Genomic DNA, 7178 nt, shown 5'->3' with positions numbered 1-7178 from the left:
GGGGACCCTGTGGGAGAGTAGGACGCCGCCGAACAATTCTTTGTCGGGAGTGCCCCGCACCGTTTTGGTGCGGGGCACTTCTGCGTTCAAGACCCTTTTACGTGTACGAGGTGTTTCTCTTCCCGTACACGTTCCTTCAGAGGCGACCCGCAGCTTTCAGAGCCAGATAGGCATCCGCCAAAGCCGGCGCAAGTGCGTCAGGTACCGCGTCGACGACTGTGACGCCGTAGCGCTGGAGCTTCTCCGACGTACGGCGTCGTTGAGATTGGGCCTGGGAGCCGGCGGCGGCCTCATATACCGCGTCCACTGAGCCTCGTGCCGTGCTCATGGTCTTTGCGTGTGGGTCGGCCACCGAGGCGACGATCACCGTGTGGCGCTGGGTGAGTTGAGGGAGGACGGGCAGAAGTCCATCCTCCACCGGAGCCGTTTCGAGGCTGGTCAGCAGCACGATGAGTGAACGTCGTGGTGCGCTCTTGAGGACTGTGGCAGCCAGGCTTCGTGAGTCGGTCTCCACGAGCTCCGGCTCCAGCGTGGAGAGCGCGTTCACCATCGCGGGCAGTACGTCACTCGCCGCGCGGCCTCGGACCTGGGTCCGTGTCCGGCGGTCGTACGCCAGCAGGTCGATCCGGTCGCCTGCGCGGGTGACGAGCGCGGTGAGAAGCAGCGTGGCGTCCATCGCCGCGTCGAGGCGCGGGACGTCGCCCACGCGGCCGGCCGAGGTACGGCCCGTGTCGAGGACGACGAGGATATGGCGGTCACGTTCGGGTCGCCAGGTACGGATGGCCACCGCGGACTGGCGGGCGGTGGCGCGCCAGTCGATGGACCTGGTGTCGTCTCCCGGTACGTAGGGGCGCAGGCTGTCGAACTCGGTGCCCTTGCCGCGGGTGAGCACGCTTGTCCGGCCGTCGAGTTCGCGCAGACGCGCGAGTCTGGACGGGAGGTGCTTGCGGCTGGTGAAGGGAGGCAGGACGCGTACCGTCCACGGGACATCGTGATTTCCCTGGCGGGCAGCCAGGCCGAGGGGGCCGAAGGAGCGCACGGTGACTCGTTCCGTTCGCCTGTCGCCGCGGCGGGTCGGGCGGAGAAGGGTGGTGAGGCGGCGGCGTTCACCTGCCGGGACGGTCAACTTGTGGCGGGAGGCGGCCTGTTCCGTGCCCGTCGGCCAACTGCTCGGGGGCCACGCGTCGCGGATATGGGCGCGCAGCGTGCGGCGTGCGGGGTTGACGACCGTGAGCTGGACCTCGGCCTTTTCGCCGAGTCGAACTGAGGTATCACCACTTCGGGTGAACTGGAGCGTTCGCACTGGCGCGGCCAGGCAGTAGTCGCACAGAATTGCGAGTGAGAGGGGCGCGTTGACCGCCAGCATCCCGGCCCAACTAGGGGCGAGGAGGCCGACGGGAAGCGAGCCCAGAGCGGCGAGGAGCGCCGCTCGTCCGGTGAGGGCCATGGTTCATCGCCTCATCGGGGTACGGGGACGTGGGCGAGGATCGCGGTGATGACGGAGTCGGCTGTGACTCCCTCCATCTCCGCTTCGGGACGGAGTTGGACGCGGTGACGCAGGGTGGGTAGTGCCAAAGCCTTCACGTCGTCCGGCGTGACGTAGTCGCGGCCGGTCAGCCAGGCCCAGGCACGGGCGGTGGAGAGCAGAGCGGTGGCGCCTCGCGGGGAGACGCCCAGGGAGAACGAGGGGGAATCACGAGTGGCACGGCAGATATCGACGACGTAGCCCGCTATCTCCGGGGAGACAGAGGTCTTGGCGACCGCGGCGCGTGCCGCTTCGAGGTCGGCCGGGCCGGCGACGGGGCGTACGCCCGCCGCTTGGAGGTCGCGTGGGTTGAAGCCGTCCGCGTGCCGGGTCAGGACGCTGATCTCGTCGTCGCGTGACGGGAGGGGGACCGTCAGCTTAAGCAGGAAACGGTCGAGCTGGGCTTCGGGGAGAGGGTAGGTGCCCTCGTACTCGACCGGGTTCTGGGTGGCGGCGACCAGGAAGGGGTCGGGGAGCGGCCGGGGCGTTCCGTCGATCGTGACTTGGCGCTCCTCCATCGCTTCGAGCAGCGACGACTGGGTCTTGGGCGGGGTGCGGTTGATCTCGTCGGCGAGCAGCAGGTTGGTGAAGACCGGGCCGGGCTGGAAGGAGAACTCTGCCGTTCGCGCGTCATAGACGAGAGAGCCCGTGACGTCGCTCGGCATCAGGTCGGGGGTGAACTGGACGCGCTTGGTGTCGAGTTCGAGAGAGGCGGCGAGGGCCCGTACCAGGAGTGTCTTCGCGACGCCGGGGACTCCTTCGAGGAGGACGTGGCCCCGGCAGAGCAGGGCGACGACGAGTCCGGTCACGGCGGGGTCCTGGCCGACCACGGCCTTCGCGATCTCGGTGCGCAGGGCCTCCAGAGAGGCGCGGGCGCTGTCCGAGTTCTCAAGCATCTCGGGGGTCGGGGCACTCATGAGGTGCGTACCTCTCTTTCGAGGGCGTCGAGTTGGTCCGTCAGGCGGATGAGAGCGGCATCGTCGGCCGGCGCCAAGCCGAAGAGCAGCGTGCGGAGATCCCGCGAGTCGTCGGGGAGTTGTGCGGAGACGGCGGGGACGAGGGCCTCCGGGGTGTGGGCCTCGGACGGTGGGACACCGAGGAGGGAAGCGAGGCGGGTGCGGGTCTCCGTTCGGAGGACCGAGGCGGCGCGGTCGCGGGCGTTGGCCTTGCGGTAGAGGCGGGCGCGGCCCTCGGTGGCCTCGGAGGCGCGGATGGCGACCGGGAGCCGTTCGGCGACCACGGGGCCGAGCCGGCGGGAGCGCCACACGGCGGCGAGTACGGCGGCGAGGGCGAGTTGGAGCGTGCCCCAGAGCCAGCCGGAGGGAATCAGGTCAAGGAAGCTTGACTCATTGCCTCCTCCGTCCTGGTCCTCCTCGCCTCCGGTGCTGTCACCACCGTTGTCGCCATTGCCGATGCCGCTGCCGGATTCGGTGGCGGAGGGATCACTGAGTGAGGGGAGGTACCAGACGATATGAGGCCGGGATCCGAGGAGTTGAAGGGCCAGCGAGGCGTTGCCCTGTTTGGCGAGGCGCTCGTTGTAGAGGAGGTCGGGGGCGCCGAGCAGGACGGTGTCGCCGCTGGCGGTGGTGTCGACCCGGAGAAGGGAAGGCTGCCCGTCCGTCGGGTAGCAGGCGTCGCTGTTGGGCGAGTCGGTGACGTAGCGCAGCCCACCGATGTCGACGGCGCCCGCCTCGCGGGCAGCCGGCAGGGAGCAGCGGGGGTCCCGCGCGGCCACCGGTGTCTCGGTGGTCGAGGTGACGCCGGGAGCGAGGGTGTCGACGGAGGGCGGTCCTGGCGACAGCAGGATGGTGCGACCGCCGGAGAGCTCTGTGGCGGTCTGCAGAGTGCGCTGCTGATGGAAGGTCAGGAGGTTGGGGGAGGTGACGACCAGGGTGGTGTCCGGGCCGGTTCCCGCGGTGGCTTCGGCGAGCGTGGTGACGACGCGGGTGGGGACGCCACGGTCCTTGAGCAGTTCGGCGACGGCGCGGCTGCCGAGCGGGTCGGCCGAGCGGGGGTCGAGGCGGCCGTGCTGGTCGCCGGAGCGTACGGCGGCCAGGGCGATGCCGGCCACGAGGAGGATGGCGAGTGCGAGCAGCAGCCCCCGGACCCGCTTCCAGACCTGCTGGGCGCTGGGCGACATCGAGGTGGGGCTGGTCGTCGGCCGAGGTCTGGCGCCCGTCCCGGTGACGGTCATTCGGCGGCTCCCTGGGTGGCGCCGCTCAGCTGGGGTTTGCTGCTCTCCAGCGCGAGGTCCAGTTCGCTCAGCCGCAGGTATGTCCGGTGGTCCGCGGTGCGTCCGCCGTACGTGACGTCGTCGAAGGCCCTGGCGGCCGAGCGCAGGGCGGTGGCGTGGTCGGGGAGTGACCGGCCGGCGTCGGCGGCGGCCTCGTCGGCGGTACGGCCGGGGCGCGGGTCGAGGATGGTGCGTTCTTCCAGGGAGCGGACGACGGCGCGCATCCGTTCCTGGACAGCCTGGTTCCAGCGTTCGGCCGTGGCGTGTTCCTCCGCGTTGGCGCGGTGTTCGGCCGCGCCGCTTGGGCCGGAGTCGAAGAGCGCGTCCTTGGGGAGGGTCGTGCGCCGGGGTGTGCCGAGTCGCCACCAGAGGGCGGCGACCAGCGCCGCGACGAGTGCCGCGATCACGGCGAGGCCGATGGGGCTCGCGACGCCGGAGCCGGCCACGGAGTTGAAGAGGTCCCCGATCCACTCCCAGAAGCGGTCCATCGCGCGCTGGAGGAGATTCGGGTCGTTCTCGTGGTACATCGGCTTGGACAGCTCGTTCTCGGCGGCCTCACGAGCGGGGGCACGCGGGGTGTCCACCGGTATGTCGTCGCTTGTGCGTGCCGTCAGCCAAGCCGTTGCCGAGCCCCCCGTGCCGAACACCGCATCAGCCCCTGAGGGCGTCGTTGCCAGGCCGCTCGGAGCCGTAGCCCGGTACACCGGCGGCGCGTGCGAGTTCGAGGTCCAGGGCTTCGCGCCGGATGCGCTGGTCCACGTAGAGGAGCACGGAGACACCCGCGGAGATCGGCAGGGTGATGGAGGTGCTGATCACGGTGCCGATGCCGGTGATGATCAGGAAGGGCCAGCCGAAGTCCGGGCCGGTCTCGGAGAACAGGCCACCGACGCCGTCGCCGTCCACCGCCATGGCGACGAGGCTGAAGGGCACGGCGATGATCATGGAGACCACGAAGGTCAGCAGCATCGTCAGCAGCAGGATCCCGAAGATCCGCCACCAGGTGCCCTTCACGAGCTTGGCCGAGCGGCGCATGGACGCCACGATCCCCTGCCGCTCGAGCATCAGGGCGGGCGAGGCGAGGCTGAAGTTGACCATCAGCCAGATCAGTACGACGGCGGCGGCCAGTCCGCCGAGCACCGTCAGCGCGACTCCGGCACCGGAGCCGATCAGCAGTCCCGGCAGGATGCCGACGGCCACGATGGCCGCGCCCATGACAGGCAACAGCAGCGTCAGGCCGAGCAGTTGAAGCAGCCGGGGCCGGGCCTCGGCCCAGGCGTCCGACAGCGTGACGCCGCGGCCGAGCACGGAGCGGCTGATGACCACGGTCAGCACCGCTGTGGTGAAGAGGGTGCCGATGACGGTGATGAACAGGGACGGAGCCAGTGCGAGGAGGCTGGCCTGCAGCGCGTCGACGGCCTGGTTCAGGGCTTCCGCCGGGCTCGCGTTCGGGTCGATGTCCACCGGCTCCGGCAGGAGATAGCGCTGGACGAGTATGTCGCCGATCTGCGAGACCACCGCGACGACGATGGTGACGCCGAGGACGGTCCGCCAGTGCGCGCGCAGGGTGGACACGGCACCGTCGAGAATCTCGCCCACGCCCAGGGGGCGCAGCGGGATGACACCGGGCTTGGCGGCGAGGGGCTGTTGTCCCCAGCCGGGGTGCCGTCCGCCGCCGGGGCCGGGGCCGCCCCAGCCCGGTGCGGGCCTGGGGGCCGGGGGAACGGGGCCGGGGGCGCTGGGCGCGGACCACTGGCCGGGCGGCGGCTGGGTCTTGGACCACTTCGAGGGGGAGTCCGAGGGCGTGCCGGAGTCGTCGGCGGGCGCGGCGGGCCGGGGCACGCTCGCGTCCTGGCCGTCGGACGGGGCAGATCCGGGCGAGGCCCAGCCCGGAGTGTCGTTCACGGTCGTCCACCTCGTGGATTGGTTGCGGAGGCAGGCTCGGGGAGCCGGCGCTTCAACGGTGCCTGTCTGCGAAGCAGAGCGGGAGGCTGGCAGCCATCGTGCCACGCGTGGCCCGCCGGTGGGCGGGGTGCTCCCTCTCCTTCTCGCCTTCATAGTCCGTGCGGTACCGGGCAGACTGGACGGATGACTGATCAGTACGCACCATCGCCGCTCGCTGCCGAGCCGTCCATGTCTCCGGCGCTGCGCTGGGACGAACTGCCGGAGGGGCCCGTGCTGGTCCTTCTCGACCAGACGAGGCTGCCGGTCGAGGAGGCCGAGCTGGTCTGTACCGATGTGCCGGCCCTGGTCCAGGCGATTCGGACGCTCGCGGTGCGTGGGGCGCCGCTCCTGGGCATCGCCGGGGCCTACGGCGTCGCTCTCGCCGCCACCCGGGGATACGACGTGGACGAGGCGGCGGCGTTGCTGGAGAGCGCGCGGCCCACCGCCGTGAACCTCGGGTACGGGGTCCGTCGGGCGCTGGAGGTGCACCGTGCCGCGATCGCCGGGGGCGCCGACCAGGAGCGGGCGGCTGCTGCGACGCTGGCGGAGGCCAGGGAGCTGCACCGGCAGGATGCCCTGGCCAGCGCTCGAATGGCGGCATCCGGGCTGGCCCTTCTCGACGAGTTGCTGCCGGGCGGAAGCCACCGGATCCTGACCCACTGCAATACCGGAGCCCTGGTGTCCGGCGGCGAGGGCACCGCGTTCGCCGTGGCGCTGTCCGCGCACCGGGCTGGGCGGCTGAGACGGCTGTGGGTCGACGAGACCCGTCCGCTGTTGCAGGGGGCGCGGCTGACGGCGTACGAGGCGGCTCGCAACGAGATGGCGTACACGCTGCTCACGGACAACGCCGCCGGTTCGCTGTTCGCGGCGGGTGAGGTGGACGCCGTGCTCATCGGGGCGGACCGGATCGCCGCCGACGGCTCGGTGGCGAACAAGGTGGGCAGCTATCCGCTCGCGGTGCTGGCGAAGTACCACCATGTGCCGTTCATCGTGGTCGCGCCGACCACGACGCTGGACCTGGAGACCGTGGACGGCGCGGCGATCGAGGTGGAGCAGCGGGCGGGGCAGGAGGTCACCGAGCTCACGGCGCCGCAGGCGGCCGGGGCCGGGGTGGAGCTGGGGGGTGGGATGCCGATCGCGCCGCTGGGGACCCAGGCGTACAACCCGGCTTTCGACGTGACGCCTCCGGAGCTGGTGACGGCGCTGGTCACCGAGTACGGGGCGCTGTCCCCGGTGACCCGGGACGGGATCGCGGAGCTGTGTGCGCAGGCGCGACAGGAGGCGGGGGGCTGACGGGACAGATGCGCGAGGGGTGGGGGAGAGACATTGTCGGGTGGGCCGGGCGGGCGGCTCGCTATGGTTCCTGTCGGAGAAGGTCAACGAGACAGGCCCTGACATCTGTGGTTGACGTCAACAGCCACGAACCGCGACGGTCCACGAAGGACATACGTCCACGTCGTCCCAGGTCAGTGAGCTGGA

The 7178-nt window shown here is 70.9% G+C and carries 6 protein-coding genes; 1 reads left to right on the top strand and 5 read right to left on the bottom strand.

Annotation, left to right across the window (positions count from 1 at the left end; all coding sequences use genetic code 11):
* Positions 1 to 136: 136 nt before the first annotated feature.
* From ACFWV8_RS35225 to ACFWV8_RS35205, 5 genes are read right to left on the bottom strand one after another with little or no spacing between them, the layout of a single operon-like run.
* Positions 137 to 1447, bottom strand: coding sequence for a DUF58 domain-containing protein (locus tag ACFWV8_RS35225; protein WP_384213976.1), 1311 nt, complete (start codon positions 1445 to 1447; stop codon positions 137 to 139).
* A gap of 11 nt (positions 1448 to 1458) precedes the next feature.
* The gene (locus ACFWV8_RS35220) at positions 1459 to 2442 is read right to left on the bottom strand and encodes an AAA family ATPase (protein WP_384213973.1); all 984 of its coding nucleotides are present in this window, start codon (positions 2440 to 2442) and stop codon (positions 1459 to 1461) included.
* Positions 2439 to 3719 carry a DUF4350 domain-containing protein gene (locus ACFWV8_RS35215; protein WP_384213969.1) on the bottom strand — a complete coding sequence of 427 codons (1281 nt, stop codon included), beginning with the start codon at positions 3717 to 3719 and terminating at the stop codon, positions 2439 to 2441. The genes ACFWV8_RS35220 and ACFWV8_RS35215 overlap by 4 nt, the downstream gene beginning before the upstream one ends.
* On the bottom strand, positions 3716 to 4405 hold the full coding sequence (locus ACFWV8_RS35210; protein WP_384213966.1) for a DUF4129 domain-containing protein: 690 nt from the start codon (positions 4403 to 4405) through the stop codon (positions 3716 to 3718). Before ACFWV8_RS35210 ends, ACFWV8_RS35215 begins: the two co-directional genes overlap by 4 nt.
* Before the next feature lie 4 nt (positions 4406 to 4409).
* The gene (locus ACFWV8_RS35205) at positions 4410 to 5660 is read right to left on the bottom strand and encodes a hypothetical protein (protein ID WP_384213964.1); all 1251 of its coding nucleotides are present in this window, start codon (positions 5658 to 5660) and stop codon (positions 4410 to 4412) included.
* Positions 5661 to 5843: 183 nt separating this feature from the next.
* Between ACFWV8_RS35205 and mtnA the strand changes: the two genes are divergently transcribed.
* Positions 5844 to 6992, top strand: a complete 1149-nt coding sequence (gene mtnA, locus ACFWV8_RS35200) for an S-methyl-5-thioribose-1-phosphate isomerase (protein ID WP_384213959.1) — start codon at positions 5844 to 5846, stop codon at positions 6990 to 6992.
* Positions 6993 to 7178 lie beyond the last annotated feature (186 nt).

The organism is Streptomyces sp. NPDC058665, assembly GCF_042714995.1.
Classification (GTDB): Bacteria; Actinomycetota; Actinomycetes; order Streptomycetales; family Streptomycetaceae; genus Streptomyces.
Note: the sequence above shows the minus strand (reverse complement) of the source record. Positions and strands in the feature narration are given on the sequence as shown.